Genomic DNA, 21,511 nt, shown 5'->3' on the forward strand with positions numbered 1-21,511 from the left:
TGCCTACCGGTGGTATTCCCGTTCGCCAAAGAGGGAAGTGCCGATGCGAACCAGCGTGGCCCCCTCCTCGATGGCCGCTTCGAAATCCCCCGACATACCCATGGAAAGCTCGTCCATGGAGACACCGGGAATGCTCTCGGCAGCGACGATGCCGACGAGCCGCTTCAGCTCCCGGAAATAGGGGCGAGCCCCCTCGGGATCGTCGAAGAAGGGGGGCATGGTCATGAGCCCCCGAACCCGCAAGTGCGGAAGGAGCGCCACCTCCCTAATGAGGGTCAGGAGTTCCTCGGCGGTGGTGCCCGACTTGGTCACCTCGCCGGCGATGTTCACCTGGATGAGGATATCGCAGATGGCGTTGAGCTTCGCCCACTGGCGCTCGATCTCCTGGGCCAGGGAGAGGCGGTCCACCGAGTGGATGAGGGTTACGAGTCCGGCGATCTGCCGCACCTTGTTGCTCTGCAACGCCCCGATAAAGTGCCACTCCACCGGCTCCCGCACCTCTTGAGCCTTGGCAATGAACTCCTGCACGTAGTTCTCGCCGAAGAGCCGCTGCCCCGCCCGGGCCGCTTCCTCCACCGCCTCGGCCGGTTTGGTCTTGGAGACCGCCACAAGCCGTACCGACGCCGGGTCGCGTCCGGCCCGCCGGGTCGCGATGGCTATCCGTTCATGGAGATGGGTCAGGTTCGTGGCGATTGACATGGCGTCCTACAGAGCCCCCAGTTTACGGAGATCTTCCACCACCTCGCAAAGCGGAAGCCCTACGACGTTCGTGTAGGAGCCGTCGATACGCTCCACCATGTACGCAGCCCCCCCCTGGATGGCGTAGGCGCCGGCCTTGTCCATGGGGCAGCCGGTGGCCACATAGGCGCTTATCTCATCGTCCCGCAGCCCCTTGAAAAAGACCTTGGTCACCACCGCCTTGCAGAGAAGACCGTCACGCTCCTTGTCGTAGATGGCGTAGCCGGTGATTACCTCATGGGGGACGCCGGAGAGTTTTTTCAGCATCCACGTGGCGTCGATCTCGTCCACGGGTTTCCCCATGATCTCGCCGGCGCAGACCACGATGGTGTCGGCGCCGATGAACCAGCGCCCCTCAACCCGGGCAGCGGTGGCCACGGCCTTGTCCTTTGCCAGGCGCACGGAGAAGTCGGCCGGGCCCTCGCCCGGTATGGGCTCCTCGGGGATATCGCTGGCGAAGACGTCGAACTCGACGCCGGCCGAGGCCAGAAGCTCCAGCCGCCGCGGCGATGCCGACGCCAGGACGATCCTACTGCTTTCCTGCATCATCATTCTCCTTCTGATCCTGGGCCTTCATCCGCTCCTCGTAGCGGCGCTTCGCCCCCTCCATCTCCTCCCAGTGCTTCTTCCAGTCCTTCTTCCTGACGAAGTAGAGGACCACGGCTCCCACCAGAATCATCACCCCCCAGAAGACGCTCATGACCTGGGCATTCACGATCCCGTAGCCGAGGGAGACAATCCCCATGAGAATCAGCAGCGTCTCCATGGAGATGAGCCTGCCAATGAGGGATATTTCCTGTTTTTCCTTTTCGTTCATTGGTACTCCGTAGGGGCGGACCCATGTGTCCGCCCTGTTCATTGAGGCCTCGGGCAAAGGGCGCACACATGGGTGCCCCCTACGCTGTCTCGATCCAGTGGGCCAGTTCCATCAGCGCCCGTTCCGCAAGCTTGCCCCGCCTCTCCTTCTTCTTCACCTTCCCCTCCAGGGGAGGAAAGAGCCCGTAGTTTACGTTCATGGGCTGGAAATGCTTCACGTCCGCATTGGTGATGTGCGTCACCAGGGCGCCGAGGGCCGTGGCCGGCGGCGGCACGACCGGCTCCTCTCCCCGGACGAGCCGGGCAGCATTGATGCCGGCCAGGAAACCGCTCCCTGCCGACTCCACGTACCCCTCGACCCCGGTGATCTGACCGGCAAAGAGGATGCGGGAGTCCCCTTTCAGCTGAAACGTAGGAGCAAGAAGGGCCGGCGCGTTGATAAAGGTGTTGCGGTGCATGGAGCCGAGCCGGACGAACTCGGCGTTCTCCAGGCCGGGGATCATCCGGAAGATCCGCCGCTGCTCGGGATAGGTGAGCTTGGTCTGGAAGCCGACCAGGTTGAACATGGTCCCTTCCCGGTTCTCGGCCCGCAGCTGCACCACGGCATGGGGCTCCTCCCCGGTGCGGGGGTCCGCAAGCCCCACCGGCTTCAGGGGGCCGAAGCGGAGCGTTTCACGACCCCTTTCGGCCATTTCCTCCACCGGCATGCACCCCTCAAAGTGTACCACCTTTTCGAAATCCCTGGCAGCAACCTTTTCGGCGGCAAGGATCTCGTCCACGAATCGCTCATACTCTTCCAGACCCAGGGGACAGTTGAGGTAGTCGTCGCCGTCCCCCTTGCCGTAGCGGGAGGCCCGGAAGACCCTGGTCATGTCGAGGGATTCGGCGGTCACGATGGGCGCAATCGCGTCGTAGAAATAGAGGTTCGGCCCCGTGAGCGCCCTGATCCTTTCGGCCAGGGCATCGCTCGTGAGGGGGCCCGAGGCAACAACCACGATCCCCTCGGGAGGGATATCCGTCACCTCACCCCGCACAAGGTCGATGAGGGGATGGTTCTCGATCCGCTCGGTGACCCAGGCGGAGAAGAGTTCCCGGTCCACCGCCAGGGCTCCGCCGGCAGGCACCCGGGTGGCGTCGGCAGCCGCCATGAGGAGGGAGCCGGCCCGCCGCAGCTCCTCCTTGAGGAGCCCCACGGCATTCTCCAGGGACTCTCCCCGGAGCGAGTTGGAGCAGACGAGCTCCGCGAGCCCCGGCATCTGGTGGGCCGGCGAGTAGCCGTTGGGTTTCATCTCGTGAAGCGTGACCCGCACCCCGCGCTTCGCCGCCTGCCACGCGGCCTCGCACCCGGCGAGCCCCCCGCCGATGATGGTGATGGCCTCCGTCACGACGCGCTCCCTTCATCGTCGGGAATCTCGTAGCGCTGCAGCGGATGCCCGGCCACGAGCCGCGCCTTGCCCCGCTCCTCGTCCCAGATGGTGAGGTACCCTTTCCAGCCCCGGTCCAGGAGTGCCTGGATGTGTCTCACCACCTCCGGGGTCGGCGGTTCGTGGAAGGCATTGTAGCCAGAGAACCCGCCGGGAGGGATCAGGCGGTAGGCGCCATGGCCCCGCTTGACACTCCTCTTGGTGATGGCGGCCGGAGCATCGCCCGACGAATGTTCTTCGTATTTGGTCCAGCCGCAGATGGGACACATGACCCTGCGGGCCCCCTGGTCACCCCAGCACTCGGTATCGATCCGCGCGTAGGCAAAGCGGCACTGCTCGCAGGCTTCGTGCAAGTCGTTCATCATCATGGGTTCCTTCGTTTGCTAAAAAGGCGGGGATCGCTCCCCGCCTGGTCAGTCTCGCGGCTACTTCTTCCCTTCGGTCCGGTAGTCGCACCCTTCTTTCGGGCACTTAAGGAACTCCCCTTCCCGTTTGTAGACCTTTTTCACCAGGAGCGGGAAGCCGCATGTGGGGCACGGCCCCGGCTGGGGAGGATCCCAGAGGGCGAACTTGCATTGGGGGTATCGGTTGCAGGAGTAGAACATCTTGCCGTAGCGGGACTTCTTCTCGGTCAGCTCCCCTTCCTTGCACTCGGGGCAGGTTTGGCCGGTCCCCTTGGGCTTCACGAGGGGCTGGATATTCTTGCAGGCGGGATAGGCGGAGCAGGCCAGGTACTTGCCGAAGCGGCCGTCCTTGATGAGCATGGGGCTGCCGCACTTTTCGCACTTCTCCTCGGAGAAGACCGGCTCGGCCGACTCCTGCTGCTCACCCTGGGCGATGTTGCGGGTGTAGGTGCACCCTTCCTGGTAGCCGGAGCAGGCGATGAACTTCCCCCGCTTGCCGAGCTTCACCACCAGGGGCCGGCTGCAGTCGGGGCAGAGCTCGTCGGTGGCCTCGGTGGTGAGGTCCGCCTTGCTCACCTCCCCTTCCTTCTGTTTCAGGAGGGAGCTGAACGGCCCCCAGAACTCGTGGAGGAGGGGCTTCCACAACTTCTCCCCCCGGGAGACCCGGTCCAGCTCCTCTTCGAGGCTGGCGGTGAAGTTGTAGTCCACGTACTGGGTGAAATGGTTGGTGAGAAGGTCGTTCACCACCATCCCCACGTCCTCGGGGAAAAAGCGCTTGCTGTCGAGGCGGGCGTATTTCCGCTCCAGGAGCGTGTTCATGATGGATGCGTAGGTGGAGGGGCGCCCGATTCCGTACTCCTCCAGGGTCTTCACGAGACTTGCTTCGGTGTAGCGCGGCGGCGGCTGGGTGAAGTGCTGCTCCGGAAGAAGCTTCTGGAGCTTCAGGAGTTCCCCTTCCGTGAGAGGTGGCAGGGTCCCCTCCTTCTCCTCGGTCTGGTCGTCGACCCCTTCGATGTAGAGTTTCATGAAGCCGGGGAAACGGATCACGGTGCCGGCGGCCCGGAAGCGGTAACCCTTGCCGGCGCCGATGTCGACGGAGGTCTGGTCCAGGAGCGCCTCAGCCATCTGGCAGGCCACGGTCCGCTTCCAGATGAGGTCATAGAGCTTGAACTGGTCAGAGGAAAGGTATTTCTTCAGCTCCGCGGGAGTGTGGGCGATGGAGGTGGGGCGGATCGCCTCGTGGGCTTCCTGGGCGTTCTTGGCCTTGTTCTTGTAGAAGCGGGGCTTGGCCAGGGCGTATTCCTTGCCGTAGAGGGAGGTGATGACCTCCTTGGCCTCCTGGAGGGCCTGGTTCGACAGCACCACGCTGTCGGTACGCATGTAAGTGATGAGACCCACCAACCCCTCGTCGATGGCGACCCCTTCATAGAGTTTCTGGGCCGTGGACATGGTCTTCTTGGCCGAGAAACCCAGCTTGCGGGCCGCCTCCTGCTGGAGGGTAGAGGTTGTGAAGGGCGGCGCCGGGGTCCGCTTGCGCTCGCTCCTGGTGACCTTGTCGACGCTGTAGGCGCCATTTTCAAGGGCCTTCACGAGCTTATCGGCGGCTTTGTCGTCGGGAATGTCGAACTTGCCGAGCTTTTTCCCCTCGGCCTCCACCAGATTGGCGGTGAACTTCTGCCCCTTGCCGGTGGCAAGCTCCGCGCCGATGGTCCAGTACTCCTGCTCCTGGAACGCCTTGATTTCCTTCTCCCGCTCGCAGATGAGCCGCAGGGCCACCGACTGGACCCGGCCGGCGGAGAGGCCGTAGCGGATCTTCTTCCAGAGGAAGGGGGAGAGGTTGAAACCGACGAGATAGTCGAGGATGGAGCGGGCCTGCTGGGCATCCACCAGTTCCAGGGAGATATCCCGGGGGTTTTCCACGGCGTGGACGATGGCGTCCTTGGTAATCTCGTGGAAGACGACGCGCTTCACCGGCACCGACTTCTTCTTGCTGTCCATGCCGAGAGCCGCCAGGAGGTGCCAGGAGATGGCCTCCCCTTCGCGGTCGGGGTCAGTGGCGAGGAGGAGGATGTCGCTCTCCTTCAGCTCCTTCTTGATGGCGTCAATGTGCCGCTTGCTCTCGGGGAGAACGGCATACTTTGGTTCGAAATCATTGGCAACGTCCACCGACCCCTGCTTGCTGGGGAGGGCGCGCACGTGGCCGTAGGAGGCCATGACCCGGTAGTCCTTGCCGAGGAATTTCTCGATGGTCTTGGCCTTGGCGGGTGATTCGACGATGACGAGGTGTTGTGGCATAGGAGTTATCCGATTTAAATGGGTAACGCCGGGGGTCCCGGACGTGTCAGTTTGTGCAAAAATACTTGCCAGGAAGCTGAGTTACAGCCCCCTTGAGTTCCAGGCGCAACAACATAGCGGAAAGCTCCCCCACTGTCAACGCGCTTTTGGCAATGATCTGGTCGATGTGGAGCGGCTCGGCGGCAAGGAGCGCGAAGACCGCCGCCTCGGCCGGAGGGAGGTCTGGCGCCGGCGCCGGCATCCCCCTGCGGGCCACTCTCCCGCCGGGGAGTTCCTCCAGGATATCCTCAACGCTCTCCACCAGCTTCGCCCCCTCGCGGATGAGGCGGTTGGCGCCCCGGCTCCCGTCGCTGGTGATATTACCGGGTATGGCGTAGACGTCGCGCCCCTGGTCCAGGGCGATGCGGGCCGTGACCAGGGAACCGCTGCGCTCAGCCGCCTCCACCACCAGAACGCCGTGGGAAATGCCGCTGATGATCCGGTTGCGGCGGGGGAAGTTCTCGGCCAGGGGGCCGGTCCCCTGGGGGAATTCCGACACCACCGCCCCCCGTTCGGCCATCTCCCCGAAGAGCTGGCGGTTCTCCGCGGGATAGACCACATCCACGCCGCAGCCGAGCACCCCGACGGTCTTTCCCCCACCCTTCAGGGCTCCCCGGTGGGCCGCGGTGTCGATTCCCCGGGCCAGACCGGAAATCACCGAAACCCCGTGCCGGGAAAGCTCCTCGGCCATGCGCTCGGTCACGGTCCGGCCGTAGGCCGAGGCCCGGCGGGAACCCACCACCGCCACGGCCGTGCCGATGCCGGCAAGGCTTCCCCGAACGTAGAGGAAGGGGGGTGGATCAGCGATCTCCCGCAGAAGCGGCGGATACTCGTCGTCGAGCAGAGTAACTATGCGGCACCCCACGCGCCTGACCGCCGCCCGCTCCCTCTCGGCAAAGGGGTGCGGGTCATGGCCCCGCAGAGAGGCAACGACCGTCGGGCTCACTCCTTTTACGGAAACGAGTTCGGCGTCGGACGCCCCGAAGACCGCTTCGGGCGAGCCGAAGCAATCCAGCAGGCGCCGGAAGAGCACATTTCCCACCAGGGGGACGGATTTGAGGGCAAACCAGTGGTAATGATCCATGGGCACGAACGAGAAGCGGGGACCGGCGGACCGATCCCCGCAAGGAAGGGGCTACCTGGTTTTTCTGACTTCTACCCGGTCTCCCCGGTAGATGGTATCAATGCTCTTCACCACGAGGGCCGTGGAAGTATTCTCTCCCGACTGCACCACCACGAGGGCGCCGACCACTTCCGAGGGCAACTTCTCCACGGAGATGTCGGCGTACTGCTGGTCAGGCACCACATCCCGCAGAATGTAGAGGAAATACCCCGGCTCGATCCCCTGCTTTTCCCCCAGGTCGATGAAGGCGATGTCCCCCTCGCCGATGGCGGTGTTGCCGGTCTGGGTCTCGACAATGTAGCCGGCGAGGTCGTGGTCGGCTGCCCTGAGGGGGATCTGCCGGCGCTTGTCCCGGTGGGGGAGGAGGAAGGAGCCGGGACCGATCTCCTGGTACGACTTGGTGACGATGGCCTTGGAAACCTTCTCCTCCACGTCGGTGAGTTGCAGCGTGCCGAGGGGGATCACCTTTTCACCGAGAATCACGTTGGACACGGGGTGGCTGATGGCGTCAAGCTTCTTGTAGATGGAGAACCGGTCCCCCACCCTTGCCCCGTGGACCGTACCGATGTCGGTGTAGACGATGTCGTCCTCGCCGACGATCTGGCGGTTCTGGTTGGTGGTGATGATACGGCCGGAGGGCTTGAGCCCCTTCTCCATGAGGAACCCTTCGCTGCCGCTCACCAGGAAGCTCCGCTCTGGAACCGGCTCCTCGGAAAGGCGCTGGACGGCGGGAGTGCCTGGCGAGACGGGGGTTCGGGGCTCGATCTCGATCCGGTCGGGGTAGACGCGGACCCGCTGACCGGGATAGATGAAGTGGGGATTGCCGATGGCAGGGTTCCTGGCCCAGAGGTTCGGCCAGTAGAAGGGGTCCTTCAGGAAGCGGTCCGAGAGCCCCCACAGGGTGTCGCCCTTCTGGATGACGTAAATTGTCGGCTCCTCCGACGCGGCCCGGACGGTGCCGACGGTGAGAAGCGCTCCGGCAAGGAGCATGCAGCCGATGGAGAACACTCTTTTCATGGTCGCCTCCCGTTCAGACACGCGTTAATCGTTCGGATACTAAGGTCCGTGTACGTTTTTTGTCAAGGACAAACAGGCCGCGGGGGTTTCATTCAACCAACGGATATGCTAGGATTTCTGCGGCCGGAAGCACCTTCGTGCCCCGAGGGCTCCCCGTGCCGCCCATTGAACCTTTACTAGAAAGCATGCATCATGCCAAGAGGCCTCCCATGAAAATCCCCGAACTCCTCGCGCCGGCCGGCAACCTGGAAAAACTGAAGGTGGCCATCCACTACGGCGCCGATGCCGTCTACCTGGGGGGACAGAAGTTCGGGCTCCGCAGCCTCGCCGACAACTTCACCCTGGCCCACATGGCCGAAGCGGCTGCCTACGCTCACGACCGGGGGGTGAAGGTCTACCTGACAGTCAACGCCTTTCCCGACAACCACGAGCTGGCGGACCTGGACCGCTACCTGGAAGAGGTGGCGGCGGTCCCCTTCGACGCCTATATCGCCGCCGACCCGGGGGTGATCGCCGCCATCCGCCGCATCTCACCCCACCGCGCCATCCACCTCTCCACCCAGGCCAATACCACCAACTGGCGCAGCGTCCTCTTCTGGCAGGAGCAGGGGATCGCCCGGGTGAACCTGGCCCGTGAAATGTCCCTTGAAGCGATCCGCGAGACGCGGGAACGGGTCACGACCGAGCTGGAGGTCTTCGTCCACGGCGCCCTCTGCGTCTCCTACTCGGGGCGCTGCCTTCTCTCCAGCGTCATGACCGGCCGCAACGCCAACAAAGGGGAGTGTGCCCACCCCTGCCGCTGGAGCTACGCCTTGGTGGAAGAGACACGGCCGGGCGAATACTTCCCGGTGGTGGAGGATGATCGGGGGACGTTCATCTTCAACTCCAAGGACCTCTGCCTCATCCGCCACATCCCCGAACTGGTGGGGGCCGGCGCCGATTCCCTCAAGCTGGAGGGACGCATGAAGGGGATCCACTACGTGGCATCGGTGGTCCGGGTCTACCGGGAGGCCCTCGACAGCTACGCCGCCGATCCCCGGGACTGGCGCGTTCGACCCGAATGGCTCGCAGAGCTCTCCAAGATCAGCCACAGGGGATACACCACCGGCTTTTTCCTGGGGAAGCCCGTGGATGTGGACCTGGAATTCGACTCCCGCTACCGGCGCAGCCACGAGTTCGTCGGTGTGGTGGAAGAGGCGCACCCCGACGGCACTGTCGTCGTGGAAGCCCGCAACCGGATAGTGGCCGGCGCCACGGTGGAGGTGATCGGCCGGCGGATGCGCTCGACCCTCCACCGGCTCGACGACTTCACCGACACGGACGGGAACCGTCTCACCGAGGCCCACCCGAACCAGCGAATCCGCCTGCGCCTTCCCGTGGCGGCGGAACGCTACGACCTCATCCGGCGGGAACGCTAGGCCGCCCCGGAACGAGCCCCCATGACCCCGCCCACCATCGCCCTCAAGATCGACGCCAACACCTACGTGGGCACCCGCGACGGTATACCTCGGCTTGTCGAAATCCTTGGCCGCCGCGGCATCAGGGCCACCTTCTACTTCGCCATGGGGCCCGACAACACGGCGAAGGCAATCCGCCGCATCATCACCCAGCGGGGCTTCCTCCGGGCCGCGACCCGGCTGGGGACCCCCGCCCTCTACGGGATGCGGACCCTCCTCTCGGGCATCCTTATCCCTTCGCCCCTCATCGGCGTTAAGCGTGCCGACACCATCCGCCAGACTGTTGCAGCGGGCCACGAAGTGGGCACCCACGGATGGGACCACGTCAAGTGGCACGACCTCCTCCCCTGGATCCCGAAAAACATGCTGGCCCTGGAACTGGGCAGGGCCTGCGCCCTCTTCGAGGAGGTGCTCGGCCGGCGCGTCAAGACCGTCGCCGCGCCGGGGTGGCAGGTATCGGCCGACTCCCTCGAGATCCAGGACGCCATGTATCTCGCCTATGCCAGCGACTGTCGGGGGATCGCACCGTTCCTTCCGGTGATCGAGGGGCGGCGCTTCGCCACCCTCCAGGTGCCGACGACCATGCCGACCCTGGACGAGCTGATCGTGCGCCGCGAAGCCACCCGCCAGAACGTGGCGGAGCGCCTCATGACCCATCTCCGCCCGGGTCTCAACGTCCACACGATACAGGCCGAGATTGAAGGCGGGAAGATGGCGCACTGCTTTGAGGAGTTTCTCCATCGCCTCCAGAGGATCGATGCCCGCTTCGTGACCCTTGGCGAGGCGGCGGAAGAGGCACAGCGGGCAGGAGCCCCCCGCTGCGAGCTGACCATGGCGGAACTCCCCGGTCGCCCCGGAAAGGTGGCGCTGCAAGGGGCAGAAGTCAGCAATGGGCAGCGGGGGAGAGGAGGCGAGCACCCATGATCGAATTCACCGCCTATGCCCTTTCGGGGGAGCTGGATCTGAACCGGTTGGCAGGGGGCCTCGGCTTTCCCCGGCGCTACCGCTGGGAGGAGCCGATGGTGCTCGACCAGGCGAGCCTCAGGCCCCTCTCGGGAGATATGGGGGACGCCAAGCGGGTTTACCTTTACTACTTCGGGGGGGTGGTGTTCGTGAACTGCGCAGAGGAGGAGGTCAGTTCCTTCTTCTTGAGCATGGGGCACTACGCGGACCAGTTCAAGGAATATCCGGCAATCCGGTACCGGGACGAGTACTCCCTGAAACGGGGGGAGGGGGAACGGCTGGAGGTGACCAACGACGTGGCGACCATGCCGGGGTACGACCCCGCCTGCGTGGACACCATCTGCTTTGTCATCGCCAAATCGGTGGCCCTGGAGCGGATCGAGGAGCGGGTGGACCAGGTTCTCGACGAGATGGAAGCCATCATCGCCCTTCTCGACCGGGGAAAACTGGGGATCTCGGACCGGCGCCTGGCGAAGCTGGCGGCCAACGTCCTCACCTACAAGTACCAGTCCATCTCCCACATCATGGTCCTGGAGAAACCGGAATTCACCTGGGAGAACCCCGTGGCGGACCGGCTCTACCAGACCATGGCCAACATCTTCGAGCTGAACCAGCGCTACAACGAGATCAAACACAAGGGAGAGACCCTGCTGGACATCACCGGGGTTTTCACGAGTCTCGCCCACGCCCGCCGCGCCTCGCGCCTTGAGTGGATTATCATCATCCTCATCTTCATCGAGATCGTGATCTACATCTTCGAGCTGATGCGCTAGGGACTTAAAATCGCCCGCACAGGGCGAAACGCTCGTCCTGCCCCTCGCAGGCGTGGGGGGTGAAATGCTTGTGACAGGCCCCGCAGGTTACGGTGCCGGTCGCGAACTTCTGCTGAAGGGTCAGGTTGCGGGTATCGCACCAGTCGCAGTACCAGGCGTAGTAGTCACCGAGCGGTATGATGTTCATGGGTAGGCCTCCTGTAAATGGTTTTGCCCCCATCATAGCGTGTCGATGTTGCGGCGACGTTACGACTGCCTTAAACCTTGGACAACTCCCTGAATATGTCAGCCTTCTAGCCGTGCGCCAACGAGCACCAGTTTGTCAGATCAGGCATGTGACTATCCTCGATTTCAATACCCAGCAACGTTATGATTTTTCGACTCTGGCTGCCAGCTCCTCGGCCAACGTTCGCAGGGAGGCGGACTCTTCCAGGCCGTCCAGAAAACGTTGTGGTATCCGCGAAAAACCGACCTGAGCGCCAACCAGAGCACCGGTCAGGATAGCGCGTGCCTGGTTCTGCCCACCCCCATTGACCGCATGCAGCAGGGCGGATTCAAAGTCATCGTGAAAACGGGCCGCCAGGTAATAGGCCGCCGGCAACTGGTGGTAGATGGCACAGGGCATGCCATAAACGATTGACACTTTCCAGGCCGGTTCGATACGAATGTCCGGGTCCGCAGCGGCTGCAGCCATGTGGGACGGGGTCAGCAGGGCATCCGGAGAGGCAAACCTCCCGGCGCGAGGCGGGTCGGGATCACCGGGGCGCGGTGGCTGCAGATTGTCGCTGGTCACCGCGTGGAAGGGAAGTACTCCCTCATGCACCAGCTTCATCAACCTGCCTGACAACCGGGTATCCAAAGGGTGCCCCTGGACCAGCAGCCCCAGAACTGCTCCGAAGGCCACCGTCATTGACACCACCGTATCATCGTTCTGGGTCAGGATGGTGTTACTGGTGACCGTGCCGGCCAGTCGGGCCGGGTCAAGGGCATAACGGACCGCCAAGGCCAGGGTGCGTTCGATAGCCTCGGTTGTGTCGGCGTGGCCTCCGGTTTGCCCCCAGGGGAGTTTCTGCCGTACCCTCAACCGCCACAGGTCGCGAATCGACTGACTGGTATAGCCGCCCGGTCCATTTAAGGGAGTGCCATCCAGTAATGGCAACAACTCTTCATCCATTCTGCGACAAAAGTCCGCTTCATCATACTGTCCGCACGCAACCAGTGAACTGAGCGTCAACTTCAGGATATAACCGGCCTGGGAAGATTGCCCCGCCTTCAGCCCGGCGTGGTAGCGGCCTGGCCGGGGATCGGTATAGCCGTTGATCCACTCGCCGTAGTCGCGGCGCAACTCGGCAAGATCGTAATACCAGTGCGGTCCAAGCCCCAGTGCATCACCGATAAAGGCGCCCATGATCGCACCGGCCGCCCGGTCCTGGATAGTTGTGTCTGGCATAGTGGCCTCCCGCCATCTCCTCAGCCTGCTGGTTAGCGCCCAAACTCACCTGCTGCCGGAATGCGATCAAAAGTCATGCTCTGCGTGCCACGATAAACAATTCCAGGCTGATCATGTCATGTACCAGATGCATGCCAAGATGCTCGAACAGCCTGCACGACCCGTAGCAGACATTCCAGAGGGTACGGTCGATGTCGAAGGCCGCATGGGCCTGGATGCTGCCATCCTGCTGCGGAGCGACTGTGGCCGGGAAACTGATTGGCCGGGTCACGTCCCTGATTGTCAGCTCACCCGTAACAATCCCCTGGGGCGCTTCCGGTGAAGCCTCTGCCTGTGCTTCCCATCCGTTCAGTGTGAACGAGGCGGTCGGGTACCGTTCAGCCCCGAAAAAGTCATCTGAAATGAGATGTCGTATCAGCATGACACGCCAGTCAGGGTCCTGCAGATCAGCATTGGAAATCGTCGTCATATCCAGCACGATCGTTCCCGCTGACAGTTTCCCGTCGGCAATAACCAGCTCTCCCGTCTGGACGGAGATGCTGCCATTGTGACGTTTGTTGAGGTTGCGGCCGATCCACTCCAGTGTGCTTTTTTCGATGTCGATCCGGTAGGTGCCGTCCCGCAGCTCCGCTTCGGTCACAATAGCCTGCTGATCGCCCTCCACCGGCAGACCTGCGCCGCGCCAGGCCGCAAGCCCCCCGGCAAGAACGGAAACATGGCTATAGCCGGCCTGAAGCAGCCGTTCCCGGGCCAGCTCGGCCGCCCGTGTTGTGCCGGTGGCATCGTAGACTATCAGTTCAGTATCACGATCAGGGACCTGTTCGGCCATATGGTCGAGAAACACCATCTCGTAGATACAGGCATTTTTGGCGCCTGCCACATGGCGGATGGCGTACTCTTCCGGCGTCATCACATCGATGACCACCGCACCTGCATCGATGCGCCGTATCACTTCGTTGCAGGACACGATTGCATTCATTGTGATCAACTCCTTTTCCCACCCCCCCATGTGGGAATGGTGTTTTTTCAAAACGCGAAACAATCGCAGCCAAAGCCCCAGAAGTCACTGTAACGGGGAGCCCCGGCTTTACAGCCGACCTCGAGCTGGTGGGCGGCATGGTGACAACCGTGCGAGTGGCACTCGGAGGAATGCTGGTGCTGGGGGACCGGGACGCCGTGCCGGGCGGCTTTGCGCATATCCAATGGCGCCCCGTACCCGCCATACACCTTGATGGGTGACCATTCCGGCAGTACCGGCAGCGGAGCCGGGTCGAGGCTGGAAAATTCCCCGGCAGCATAGACAACCTTCCCGTCAACAATGGTCAGGACCGACTCGATACTTTTAATGTTCTCTTCCGGTACGGAGAAGTAATCTTCGGTGAGCGCAGTGACATCCGCCAGCTGGCCGACGGCGATGGTCCCTTTCCTGCCTCTTTCTCCCGAAAACCAGCTGCTTCCGTGGGTATAGAGCTGCAATGCCTCCTCCCGGCTGAGGCGGTTTGCTCCTGAATACAGGGAGGCGCCGCCGACTGTCTTCCCGGCAACCAGCCAGTAGAGGGCCAGCCAGGGGTTATAGCTGGAGACGCGGGTGGCATCGGTGCCTGCTCCCACGGGGATGCCGAGATTGAGCATCTTGCGAACCGGAGGGGTCTGCTCCGCCGCCTGCTTCCCGTAACGGTCCAGGAAATACTCCCCCTGGAAGGCCATGCGGTTCTGGATGGCGATGCCGCCCCCCAGCGCCTTGACCCGTTCCAGGCTGCTGTCGGAGATGGTTTCGCAATGGTCGAAGAACCATTTTGTATCGCCGAAGGGGACTTCGCGGTTCACCTCTTCAAATACGTTCAACATGCGCGAGATGCTTTCGTCATAGGTGGCGTGAATGCGGAACGGCCATCTGTTGGCGGCCAGCAGCGAAACGACCTCTTTCAGGTCCTTCTCCAGGTTGGACGGGAGGTCGGGGCGGGGTTCCAGGAAATCCTCGAAATCCGCCGCCGAGTAGACCAGCATCTCTCCGGCGCCGTTGCAGCGATAGAAGTCATCACCATTGCCGGGCACGGTCAGCTTCATGCAGCGCAGGAAATCCTCTTTTTCCTCTTGGGGCTTTTGCGTGAAGATGTTGTAGGCCATGCGTACAGTCATTTCGCCCCGCTTGTGCAGTTCCTCGATGATCGCGTAGTCATCCGGGTAGATCTGCGAACCGCCCCCCGCGTCCACTAGGCTGGTGAGGCCAAGGCGATTCAACTCGCGCATGAAATGGCGTGAAGAATTCATCTGATGTTCGGGCGGCAGCTTGGGTTGCTTGCCGACGGTGGCGTAGAGAATGCCGGCATTGGGACGGGCTATGAGGAGCCCGGTAGGATTGCCGTGTACATCGCGCTGGATTTCACCGGCGGGTGGATTCGGGGTGTCTTTCGTGTAGCCGCAGGCCCGCAGCGCGGCCTGGTTCAGCATCCCGCGGCAATAGAGGTGCAGGACGAAGACCGGGGTATCGGGGGCGACGGCGTTGATTTCATCGAGGGTGGGCATGCGCTTTTCTGCGAACTGGAATTCACTCCAGCCGCCGATAACCCGCACCCATTGGCCTGGAGGCGTGCGCAGCGCCTGTTCTTTCAGCATGCGCAAGCCGTCGGCGAGAGAGGGGACGCCGTCCCAACGCAGCTCCAGGTTGTAGCTGAGACCGCCGCGGATGACATGCATGTGCGAATCGTTGAGCCCAGGGATGACTCGCCGTCCCTTGAGGTCGATCCGTTTAGTTTTGTCGGCTGCACTGTCGAGGAGTTCCTCCCCCCCAGTGGCGGTTATGCGACCTCCGGTCATGGCCACGGCCGAAACCTGGGGGTTGGAAGGATCGAGAGTGGTGATCGTGCCGTTATGCAGAATCAAGTCGGGTGCGTTCATGGTAGTACCTCCGTCTAATGGCACCTTCCGTCAACAGCCCGGTTTCGTGTACGAGCCTGCTGGTCATTTCCGCGGGGCCTTGCGACTGGCTGGTGCGCCATGCACCATGGTGTAGGCATACTCCACGCCCTGGCCGTAGGCGCCGCAGTGCTCCTTGACCGTCTGGATGACAGCGTCGTAGGTGTCCTTGCGGGCCCAGTCACGCTGGTACTCAAGGAGAACCTGCAGAGCGGTCATGGGCACCGCACCAGCCTGTTCGACGCGCCGCATGGCGGCGTTGTGGGCGGTAACGCTGGTCCCTCCCGAGGCGTCTTCCACGGCATAGACATCATAGCCGGCTTTAATTGCTTCCAGAGCCGGGAACGCCAGGCAGACCTCGGTCCAGAGGGCCGCCATGACCAGTTTCTTGCGCCCGGTGGTCTTTACCGCCGCCACGAATTTCTCGTCCTCCCACGAGTTCATGGAACTCCGCTCGACCGGTTCCTGGTTGGGAAAGATGTCGAGAATCTCCGGCCACATGTTGCCGGAGAAGCTTTTCGTCTCCACCGTAGTGAGGATGGTCGGCACATTGAAGATCTTTGCCGCCTTGGCCAGGAGCAGGACGTTGTTGAAGAGGGTCTGCCGGTCGATGTTGGCGACACCGAAGGTCATCTGGGGTTGAAAGTCGATCAGGATAAGGGCTGAGTTCTGAGGATTGAGCAGTTCCGTGTAATTCATGATATGACTCCTTTTTTTGGATTTTGCATCTTCGTACTACTAGGTAAAGTGTACCCCAGCAATTCATCTGATCAATGTACTGTTTACGCGCTTGAGCCTGCCTGATGTGTCAGGCCAGGTCAAAAAGAAGCACTTCCGCCTTTTCCCTGCCGGTGACAATCAGCTGATTTTCGTCGCTGGCTGCGGCACCGTCTCCCTGACCTAGATGGTGACCAGGTAGGGGATGCCCATGTTCTCGGTAAAATGGTATGGTTCCGCTAAAACCATGGCCACCGAACCATCCCAGCAATTTCTGGGCACGTGGGGAAGCATTACCACCCCCAGGGTCACGCGCAGGATGGTAGTGGAAAATTCATCCTTTGTAGCGAGTAGTTTGTTCAGCATCGTTCAACTCCTTAGAGGTTTGGCGTCCGACCGGACATCAGGATCAAGACCGGGAGGAGATGGAAACTGCCTCCCGGCCTTGGCAGATGGCAGGTGCCGTTACTTCCTGATCATCTCGATTTCCAGGGTGATCGTGATTTCGTCACCGACAAGCACCCCACCGGTTTCAAGCCCCTTGTTCCAGGTAAGACCGAAATCCTTGCGATCGATTTTGGTTGTGGCTGTGGTGCCGCGACGGATGTTGCCCCACGGGTCCTTGCTTTCCTTGGAGATCGGTTCCACATCAAGGACCACCTGACGGGTAACGCCATGCAGGGTCAGGTCGCCCGTAACCTTAAGTCTGTCCTTGCCGGCCTTGGCAACGTTCTTCGACACAAAGGTCATGGTGGGGTATTTGGCCACATCGAAGAAGTCGGCGCTGCGCAGATGCTCGTCACGCTTCTGGACATTGGTGTTGATGGAATTGGTGTCAATGCTGACTTCCACCTTGGACTTGGTGATGTCCTTGTCGTTGATCTCAACAGTGCCGGTATGCTTCTCGAAACTCCCCTTCACGTTCGCCACCATCAGGTGTTTGACCTTGAAGCCGATATTGGAATGATCGGGGTCAATGGTCCAGGTAGAGGCGAAAGCAAAGGCCGGAAGGGCCAGGCCGACGATGGTGGCGATTGATGCGATGATCTTTTTCATGATGGTTTCTCCTTAGTTTTTAAATGATTTGACATTAAACTATTTACTTAAAAAAACACGACTGCCTCTGCCTTACCCTCCTTTCAATCCCAGTTTTTTGCACAGATTTCCCAGCACTTCCTGTTCGCTCTCCGTAAGGGAAGCCATTTCAGTGACGATTGACGCCTCGACATCTGCAAAGACTTTGGCAATGAGCGCTGCCCCCGTTTCTGTGAGATGAATGGTCAAATAGCGCCGGTCTTCCATATCACGCTCTCGTCTTACCAGACCCTGCTTCTCAAGGTTATCGATCACCAGGGTGATGTTGCCGGTACTCTTGAGGATTTTGGCGGCGATGTCCTTCTGGCACAGGGGGCCTTTATGGAATAACGCTTCGAGTACGCCAAACTGGCTAATGGTAAGTTTTGGGGCCGACAGGACGCGATGTACCCTGCTGGTTACCGATTCCGCGGCCCGCATCAGCTTGGTGTAGGTATTAAGGGCTCGGTATGTTGGGGCATTTTGAGTTTTCATGTCAGGTCCTGTTTAGTTTTAAATGATATGATTTAACATCAAACTATATCAACCCAATCAAACTGTCAAGCACAGTTTTTCCTGTTTATTTCTCTGAAGATTGAGGGTTGGGAGAGAGGGGTAAGTTCAAATCTGGGGCTGCTCCGCCACAAGGAGAAGCCGCTTCTTGAACGCCTCCTCGAAGAGATCCCCCTTGATCTTCCCACCGAAGAGCTCCACCGAAATATCCTCGCTGCTGGCGATATTGACGATGACCGTGCCGTTGGAGAGGGAGCAGGTGACGCCGGAGACGACGGCGCTTCGGCGCCGGTCAAGGCCGTCGGCCAGCCGCAGGATGGCCCCCAGTCGGCTCACCAGCTGCCGGTCAGACTCGGCCAGCCGCACGTAGGCATCGTGCTTTTTCTTGGGGAGAGCCTTGCGGTGGTAGCGGGCCACGTTGGCGATGATTTCCCGCTCCCGGGGGGTGAAGCCGAAGAGATCGGCGTGGCGGATGAGATGGTAGGAATGCTTGTGGTGACTGGAGTAGTTGATGAAGTACCCCACATCGTGGAGGATGGCGGACGCCTCCAGTATCCGGCGGGCTCCCGCCCCCATCTTGCTGGCCGGCTCCAGCGAGTCGAAGAGCTGCAGGGCCAGTTTCGTCACGTGGAGGGAATGCTCCTCGTCCATGTGGCAGGAGCGGCCGAACTCCAGCACCGAGTCCCGCCAGGTGCGGGGTTGTTCAGCGCCGGGGATGAGACCGTGGGTCCGGAGCGCCTTGACGATGAGCCCCTCCCGGATTCCCCGCTCGTTCACCCGGAGGATGTTCGCGTCGAAAAAGCGCATGAGCTCGTCCACCACCGTGACCCCGGCCACGATGATGTCGGCCCGGTCGGGGTTGAGGCCCGGCACCTCGCGCCGCTCCTTCATGGACTTGCGCGTGAGCATGGCAAGAAGGTGTACCACCTCTGAGCGGAGTACTTCGTAACGATGGACCGAGCCGTATCCCTCCCCCCGCATGGCCATGGCCATGGCAGCGATGGAGGTGATGGTGCCGCCGGAGCCCACGAGGCACTGGAACTGGGCCCGCTCGCCGGCAAATACCTCCTTGAGGCTTGAGCGGACGTGCTTGCGGAGCTTGTCCTCGTCGGCCTGCCGCACGGAATCGCCCGCCATGAATTTCTCGGTGAGGAAGACCGCCCCCAGCTCCAGTGAATAGATCTCCTCGATGTGGGAGCCGAGGGCCGTCACCACCTCCAGGCTCCCGCCGCCGATGTCGACCATGGCGTAGCGGACCCCTTCCATGTCGAAGTGGTTCCGCACCGAGAGGGCCGCCAGTTCCGCCTCCTCCTCGCCGCTGATGACCACAACCGCCACTCCCACCTGGTCGGCGATGGCGGCGATGAACGCCTCTCCGTTGGCGGCCTTTCGAACCGCGCTCGTGGCCACCGCCTCCACGGCCTTCACGCCATAGCCGTCCACGATCTTCTTCATCCGGGCAAGGGCGGTCATGGCCCGATCCCAGGCAGCCGGGGAAATGGAGCCGCTGGTTGCCAGCCCCTCACCCAGGCGCACCGTCGCCTTCTCGTCGTCCAGGACGCGGAATGAGCCGTTTTTCGTCACCTCCACCACGATGCAGCGGATGGAGTTGGTCCCTATGTCGATGGCCGCAAGCCGGTTTTTCTTCACAGCGCCCCCCTCACCTGTTCTCCGATCAGCTCGAAGGGATGCTCCCCGAGCAATTCCGTGAAGCGGGCAAAGCACATTGTCCGCTGCTCCGCGATAGCATTCAGGATGACACACTCGACTTCCGGAGACAACCCCTCGCGCCGCACCATCTCGGAGAAAACATCCAGGTCGTGCATGGTCCCCAGGCATTCCTGGTAGGCCTTGACCGCAGCATGGATATCCTCGTACCCCGTGGCAATGAGGAAGGAGAGGATCTCGATGCGGTAGCGGTAATGCTTGACGGCGATCCGCAGGGTGTGCTGGGCCGCCGCCTCCCCCTCCCGGCACGCCGCCGGCACGAGGGCGAGGAGATGAGTGAAACGCTGCTCTAGGGCTGCGGCGGCAAAGGAACCAAGGGGTGTAAAGGGATCGACGGCGAGGTCGGGTCGCGGAAACACGAAAGGCCTCGCCATGGTCAGGGTAAAGGCGGAGCGGGTCTTACCGGAGTCAAGATTTTTGAACCGCTCTGCGAGCCGCTGCCGCTCGTTTTCCCTGAGAACGTCCTGGCGGGCGATGAGGACGCCGAGCCCCTCCCCGCACGGCTCTGGAAGCGCGGCAGCCAGCTTCCGGAAAAAGAGGAGGGCTTCGTCGGTATTGCGCAGGGCTCCCAGGAGTCGGGTCACCTTCCGCACCCGCCGGCCGACCCCGGAGAGGTTGCCCGGGTAAACGGGGGCGAAGAGGGCACATCCTTCCCGCAGCCTCCGGGATGAAACCCGCAGGTCGTGGATATCCTCCAGGTCGAAGCTCTTCAGCACCTTGCGCCACCGGCCGAAGAAATCATCGCTCCGGGCGGCCAGAAGGGCCGGTGCGGCGACCCAGAGGGGTGTTCGGGCCGTGATCGTCATGGTACGGCTCCAGGGTTCAGGAAAGGACCCTTTTGAGGGATTTGCGGGCTTTTTTCAAACCCTTGCCGACCCCCTTGACCCCCTGTTCGGCGAGACCGGCGAGACGCTCCTCGGCCTTGGCAAGCCCCTTGCCGGCCCGCTTGACCCGCTTGCCGAGCTTCCCTTCCACCCGATCCAGGGCCGACACCATCTTGAGGAGCTCTTTCTCAACCTTTTTGCCGCGCTTGCCCTGGAGCTCATCGGTGAAGCGGTCCCTGACGCTGCGGGCAATCCCCTCCACCTGGTCCTTCAGGGTCGCCGCCGCAGCCTTCAGTTCCTCCACCCGCTTTGCCCGCGCCTTGCCCCCCTCATCGGCAAATCCGGCTGCCTGGGAGATGATGGACGAAATCGCCCGAGGATTGATCCCCTTGATGGCCTTCAGGGCATCCTCCCCCGCCTCAGCCACCTTTGCAGCGGTGTCGTACCCTGCCTCCACGAAGCGACGGGCCAGGATCTCGCCGATCCCCTTGATTTTCTGAAGCTCTTTCATCCTATCCTTCATATCGTTCCCTCCCCTGTGATCGGTCATCCTTGTTCATTTCATCCGGCCTTACCGTGACCGGGAAGCTCACTGAGCTTTTTACCCTGCTGGATCAGCCACCGGAACCGGGCCGGCACAGCGGGGAGCCCAGGGTCCAGCTTCAGGGCCACGATGACCCCTTTCTTGAGGGGGAGCGACCCGTCAATCCCAAGAAGACGGGCCACCACCTCCCCCAGGTCGGGCTCGTGCCCCACGACCGCCAGGCTCCGAGGCGTTCCGTTAGCGTCCGCCAGGCGAAAAAGCCCCTCTACGCCAAACCCCGGCGCCAGTTCCTGGGATACGCGAATCTCTCCGCCAAAGCCGAGAACATCCGCAAGAATGTCAGCGGTCTGCACCGCGCGCACCAGGGGGCTTGTAATGATGCAATCAGGAACGATCCCCTTTTTCGCCAGGCATCGCGCGTTTGCGCGGAACTCGTCCCGCCCCGACGGGGTAAGCCAGCGGTCCTCCTCACGCACCGCGGCGCTCCGTTCGATGGCCTCCCCATGACGGATCACATAGAGCTTCACCCTCTCCTCCTTCCCGGTGGATATCCCGCGGCGGTTTTTGCACTGAAATGTCGCACGTCGCGCCGTTTCTGTGAATAAGTTAACCAGACAGTGGGGCGTTTTCAATCTCCCCTGGGCTCCCTGCTGCAGATTGGCGAGAAATTTACACAGCTGTAACATAGTGTACCCG

At 62.1% G+C, this 21,511-nt stretch carries 24 protein-coding genes; 3 read left to right on the forward strand and 21 right to left on the reverse strand.

All coding sequences use genetic code 11. The annotated features are described in order from the left end of the window. Positions 1 to 3: 3 nt before the first annotated feature. The 8 genes from RCH91_RS04550 to RCH91_RS04585 all read right to left on the reverse strand — a co-directional run bounded on the left by RCH91_RS04550 (position 4) and on the right by RCH91_RS04585 (position 7,856). Positions 4 to 699 (reverse strand): YggS family pyridoxal phosphate-dependent enzyme, encoded by a 696-nt coding sequence (locus tag RCH91_RS04550; protein ID WP_306533370.1) that lies wholly within the window; start codon positions 697 to 699, stop codon positions 4 to 6. Positions 700 to 705: 6 nt separating this feature from the next. Beyond that, a complete protein-coding gene (locus RCH91_RS04555) occupies positions 706 to 1,284 on the reverse strand; it encodes a Maf family nucleotide pyrophosphatase (RefSeq protein WP_306533371.1) in 579 nt (192 codons plus the stop codon). Then, positions 1,268 to 1,555 (reverse strand): hypothetical protein, encoded by a 288-nt coding sequence (locus RCH91_RS04560; protein WP_306533372.1) that lies wholly within the window; start codon positions 1,553 to 1,555, stop codon positions 1,268 to 1,270. The genes RCH91_RS04555 and RCH91_RS04560 overlap by 17 nt, the downstream gene beginning before the upstream one ends. Positions 1,556 to 1,634: 79 nt before the next feature. Next, positions 1,635 to 2,939, reverse strand: coding sequence for a methylenetetrahydrofolate--tRNA-(uracil(54)-C(5))-methyltransferase (FADH(2)-oxidizing) TrmFO (gene trmFO / locus RCH91_RS04565; RefSeq protein ID WP_306533373.1), 1,305 nt, complete (start codon positions 2,937 to 2,939; stop codon positions 1,635 to 1,637). After that, positions 2,936 to 3,346, reverse strand: a complete 411-nt coding sequence (locus tag RCH91_RS04570) for a hypothetical protein (protein ID WP_306533374.1) — start codon at positions 3,344 to 3,346, stop codon at positions 2,936 to 2,938. Before RCH91_RS04570 ends, trmFO begins: the two co-directional genes overlap by 4 nt. Before the next feature lie 57 nt (positions 3,347 to 3,403). Beyond that, a complete protein-coding gene (gene topA, locus RCH91_RS04575; RefSeq protein ID WP_306533375.1) occupies positions 3,404 to 5,677 on the reverse strand; it encodes a type I DNA topoisomerase in 2,274 nt (757 codons plus the stop codon). Between the two features lie 46 nt (positions 5,678 to 5,723). Beyond that, positions 5,724 to 6,800 carry a DNA-processing protein DprA gene (gene dprA / locus RCH91_RS04580; RefSeq protein WP_306533376.1) on the reverse strand — a complete coding sequence of 359 codons (1,077 nt, stop codon included), beginning with the start codon at positions 6,798 to 6,800 and terminating at the stop codon, positions 5,724 to 5,726. Positions 6,801 to 6,851: 51 nt separating this feature from the next. Then, entirely contained in the window at positions 6,852 to 7,856 is a 1,005-nt protein-coding gene (locus RCH91_RS04585) for a LysM peptidoglycan-binding domain-containing protein (RefSeq protein ID WP_306533377.1), read from the reverse strand. 209 nt (positions 7,857 to 8,065) lie between these two features. Here RCH91_RS04585 and RCH91_RS04590 point away from each other — a divergent pair, with 209 nt between their 5' ends. From RCH91_RS04590 to RCH91_RS04600, 3 genes are read left to right on the forward strand one after another with little or no spacing between them, the layout of a single operon-like run. Next, positions 8,066 to 9,274: a U32 family peptidase gene (locus RCH91_RS04590; protein ID WP_306533378.1), complete on the forward strand. Its 1,209-nt coding sequence runs from the start codon at positions 8,066 to 8,068 to the stop codon at positions 9,272 to 9,274. Positions 9,275 to 9,295: 21 nt separating this feature from the next. Beyond that, positions 9,296 to 10,237: a polysaccharide deacetylase family protein gene (locus tag RCH91_RS04595; protein ID WP_306533379.1), complete on the forward strand. Its 942-nt coding sequence runs from the start codon at positions 9,296 to 9,298 to the stop codon at positions 10,235 to 10,237. After that, entirely contained in the window at positions 10,234 to 11,049 is an 816-nt protein-coding gene (locus RCH91_RS04600; RefSeq protein ID WP_306533380.1) for an RMD1 family protein, read from the forward strand. Before RCH91_RS04595 ends, RCH91_RS04600 begins: the two co-directional genes overlap by 4 nt. A gap of 4 nt (positions 11,050 to 11,053) precedes the next feature. Here the strand turns inward: RCH91_RS04600 and RCH91_RS04605 are convergent, their stop codons facing one another. From RCH91_RS04605 to sixA, 13 genes are all read right to left on the reverse strand, one after another. Next, entirely contained in the window at positions 11,054 to 11,236 is a 183-nt protein-coding gene (locus RCH91_RS04605; RefSeq protein WP_306533381.1) for a hypothetical protein, read from the reverse strand. A 180-nt stretch (positions 11,237 to 11,416) separates the two neighbouring features. Further along, the gene (locus RCH91_RS04610; protein ID WP_306533382.1) at positions 11,417 to 12,499 is read right to left on the reverse strand and encodes an ADP-ribosylglycohydrolase family protein; all 1,083 of its coding nucleotides are present in this window, start codon (positions 12,497 to 12,499) and stop codon (positions 11,417 to 11,419) included. Between the two features lie 73 nt (positions 12,500 to 12,572). Then, positions 12,573 to 13,478 (reverse strand): YceI family protein, encoded by a 906-nt coding sequence (locus tag RCH91_RS04615; RefSeq protein WP_306533383.1) that lies wholly within the window; start codon positions 13,476 to 13,478, stop codon positions 12,573 to 12,575. Positions 13,479 to 13,525: 47 nt separating this feature from the next. Next, positions 13,526 to 15,397, reverse strand: coding sequence for an amidohydrolase (locus RCH91_RS04620; RefSeq protein ID WP_306533384.1), 1,872 nt, complete (start codon positions 15,395 to 15,397; stop codon positions 13,526 to 13,528). 63 nt (positions 15,398 to 15,460) lie between these two features. Further along, positions 15,461 to 16,114, reverse strand: coding sequence for a hydrolase (locus tag RCH91_RS04625; RefSeq protein ID WP_306533385.1), 654 nt, complete (start codon positions 16,112 to 16,114; stop codon positions 15,461 to 15,463). Between the two features lie 109 nt (positions 16,115 to 16,223). Next, on the reverse strand, positions 16,224 to 16,400 hold the full coding sequence (locus tag RCH91_RS21405; RefSeq protein WP_373694365.1) for a hypothetical protein: 177 nt from the start codon (positions 16,398 to 16,400) through the stop codon (positions 16,224 to 16,226). Continuing rightward, on the reverse strand, positions 16,316 to 16,498 hold the full coding sequence (locus tag RCH91_RS04630) for a hypothetical protein (protein WP_306533386.1): 183 nt from the start codon (positions 16,496 to 16,498) through the stop codon (positions 16,316 to 16,318). The genes RCH91_RS21405 and RCH91_RS04630 overlap by 85 nt, the downstream gene beginning before the upstream one ends. Positions 16,499 to 16,597: 99 nt before the next feature. Further along, entirely contained in the window at positions 16,598 to 17,188 is a 591-nt protein-coding gene (locus RCH91_RS04635; RefSeq protein WP_306533387.1) for a YceI family protein, read from the reverse strand. 72 nt (positions 17,189 to 17,260) lie between these two features. Next, on the reverse strand, positions 17,261 to 17,701 hold the full coding sequence (locus RCH91_RS04640; RefSeq protein WP_306533388.1) for a MarR family winged helix-turn-helix transcriptional regulator: 441 nt from the start codon (positions 17,699 to 17,701) through the stop codon (positions 17,261 to 17,263). Positions 17,702 to 17,827: 126 nt separating this feature from the next. Continuing rightward, a complete protein-coding gene (locus tag RCH91_RS04645) occupies positions 17,828 to 19,369 on the reverse strand; it encodes a Ppx/GppA phosphatase family protein (RefSeq protein ID WP_306533389.1) in 1,542 nt (513 codons plus the stop codon). After that, positions 19,366 to 20,253 carry a CHAD domain-containing protein gene (locus RCH91_RS04650; RefSeq protein WP_306533390.1) on the reverse strand — a complete coding sequence of 296 codons (888 nt, stop codon included), beginning with the start codon at positions 20,251 to 20,253 and terminating at the stop codon, positions 19,366 to 19,368. The genes RCH91_RS04645 and RCH91_RS04650 overlap by 4 nt, the downstream gene beginning before the upstream one ends. A gap of 16 nt (positions 20,254 to 20,269) precedes the next feature. Beyond that, on the reverse strand, positions 20,270 to 20,794 hold the full coding sequence (locus tag RCH91_RS04655; RefSeq protein WP_306533391.1) for a helix-hairpin-helix domain-containing protein: 525 nt from the start codon (positions 20,792 to 20,794) through the stop codon (positions 20,270 to 20,272). A 38-nt stretch (positions 20,795 to 20,832) separates the two neighbouring features. Beyond that, the gene (sixA, locus tag RCH91_RS04660; protein WP_306533392.1) at positions 20,833 to 21,342 is read right to left on the reverse strand and encodes a phosphohistidine phosphatase SixA; all 510 of its coding nucleotides are present in this window, start codon (positions 21,340 to 21,342) and stop codon (positions 20,833 to 20,835) included. Positions 21,343 to 21,511: the final 169 nt, after the last annotated feature.

It is taken from the genome of Geobacter sp. (assembly GCF_030834625.1).
In the GTDB taxonomy this organism is placed as follows: Bacteria; Desulfobacterota; Desulfuromonadia; order Geobacterales; family Geobacteraceae; genus Geobacter.

What these genes read in the sequence shown, in the direction of transcription:
- RCH91_RS04560 (WP_306533372.1), bottom strand. Translation starts at nt 1,555, where the DNA reads ATGAACGAAAAGGAAAAACAGGAAATATCCCTCATTGGCAGGCTCATC.
- RCH91_RS04605 (WP_306533381.1), bottom strand. Translation starts at nt 11,236, where the DNA reads ATGAACATCATACCGCTCGGTGACTACTACGCCTGGTACTGCGACTGG.
- RCH91_RS04600 (WP_306533380.1), top strand. Translation starts at nt 10,234, where the DNA reads ATGATCGAATTCACCGCCTATGCCCTTTCGGGGGAGCTGGATCTGAAC.
- RCH91_RS04590 (WP_306533378.1), top strand. Translation starts at nt 8,066, where the DNA reads ATGAAAATCCCCGAACTCCTCGCGCCGGCCGGCAACCTGGAAAAACTG.
- RCH91_RS04555 (WP_306533371.1), bottom strand. Translation starts at nt 1,284, where the DNA reads ATGCAGGAAAGCAGTAGGATCGTCCTGGCGTCGGCATCGCCGCGGCGG.
- RCH91_RS04635 (WP_306533387.1), bottom strand. Translation starts at nt 17,188, where the DNA reads ATGAAAAAGATCATCGCATCAATCGCCACCATCGTCGGCCTGGCCCTT.
- RCH91_RS04630 (WP_306533386.1), bottom strand. Translation starts at nt 16,498, where the DNA reads ATGCTGAACAAACTACTCGCTACAAAGGATGAATTTTCCACTACCATC.
- RCH91_RS04570 (WP_306533374.1), bottom strand. Translation starts at nt 3,346, where the DNA reads ATGATGATGAACGACTTGCACGAAGCCTGCGAGCAGTGCCGCTTTGCC.
- RCH91_RS04620 (WP_306533384.1), bottom strand. Translation starts at nt 15,397, where the DNA reads ATGAACGCACCCGACTTGATTCTGCATAACGGCACGATCACCACTCTC.
- RCH91_RS04585 (WP_306533377.1), bottom strand. Translation starts at nt 7,856, where the DNA reads ATGAAAAGAGTGTTCTCCATCGGCTGCATGCTCCTTGCCGGAGCGCTT.
- RCH91_RS04655 (WP_306533391.1), bottom strand. Translation starts at nt 20,794, where the DNA reads ATGAAGGATAGGATGAAAGAGCTTCAGAAAATCAAGGGGATCGGCGAG.
- RCH91_RS04640 (WP_306533388.1), bottom strand. Translation starts at nt 17,701, where the DNA reads ATGAAAACTCAAAATGCCCCAACATACCGAGCCCTTAATACCTACACC.
- RCH91_RS04610 (WP_306533382.1), bottom strand. Translation starts at nt 12,499, where the DNA reads ATGCCAGACACAACTATCCAGGACCGGGCGGCCGGTGCGATCATGGGC.
- RCH91_RS04650 (WP_306533390.1), bottom strand. Translation starts at nt 20,253, where the DNA reads ATGACGATCACGGCCCGAACACCCCTCTGGGTCGCCGCACCGGCCCTT.
- dprA (WP_306533376.1), bottom strand. Translation starts at nt 6,800, where the DNA reads ATGGATCATTACCACTGGTTTGCCCTCAAATCCGTCCCCCTGGTGGGA.
- RCH91_RS04615 (WP_306533383.1), bottom strand. Translation starts at nt 13,478, where the DNA reads ATGAATGCAATCGTGTCCTGCAACGAAGTGATACGGCGCATCGATGCA.
- RCH91_RS04550 (WP_306533370.1), bottom strand. Translation starts at nt 699, where the DNA reads ATGTCAATCGCCACGAACCTGACCCATCTCCATGAACGGATAGCCATC.
- RCH91_RS04625 (WP_306533385.1), bottom strand. Translation starts at nt 16,114, where the DNA reads ATGAATTACACGGAACTGCTCAATCCTCAGAACTCAGCCCTTATCCTG.
- RCH91_RS04595 (WP_306533379.1), top strand. Translation starts at nt 9,296, where the DNA reads ATGACCCCGCCCACCATCGCCCTCAAGATCGACGCCAACACCTACGTG.
- topA (WP_306533375.1), bottom strand. Translation starts at nt 5,677, where the DNA reads ATGCCACAACACCTCGTCATCGTCGAATCACCCGCCAAGGCCAAGACC.